This is a genomic window from Corallococcus sp. CA047B (assembly GCF_003612065.1).
Taxonomy (GTDB): Bacteria; Myxococcota; Myxococcia; order Myxococcales; family Myxococcaceae; genus Corallococcus; species Corallococcus praedator.
Window position 1 is genome coordinate 1 of the sequence record NZ_RAWD01000724.1, and the last position, 464, is coordinate 464.

Annotated in this window: 1 pseudogene; it reads left to right on the forward strand. The window is 61.9% G+C overall.

The features are described from left to right. Nucleotides 1-464 (forward strand): annotated as a pseudogene (gene groEL, locus D7X74_RS42370) (chaperonin GroEL); the annotation flags it as partial.

Below are 464 nucleotides of genomic sequence, written 5' to 3' on the forward strand. Positions count from 1 at the left end.
GTATCCGAGGCGCTGCTGGCATCGGCCACGCCGGTGTCCGGCAAGACCGGCATCGCGCAGGTGGCGACGGTGTCCTCGCGCGACGAGCAGATCGGTGACCTGGTTGGCGAAGCGATGAGCAAGGTCGGCCACGACGGCGTGGTCAGCGTCGAAGAATCCTCGACGCTGGGCACCGAGTTGGAGTTCACCGAGGGTATCGGCTTCGACAAGGGCTTCTTGTCGGCATACTTCGTTACCGACTTCGATCACCAGCAGGCGGTGCTCGAGGACGCGTTGATCCTGCTGCACCAAGACAAGATCAGCTCGCTTCCCGATCTGTTGCCATTGCTGGAAAAGGTTGCAGGAACGGGTAAGCCACTACTGATCGTGGCTGAAGACGTGGAGGGCGAAGCGTTGGCGACGCTGGTCGTCAACGCGATTCGCAAGACGTTGAAAGCGGTCGCGGTCAAGGGGCCGTACTTCGG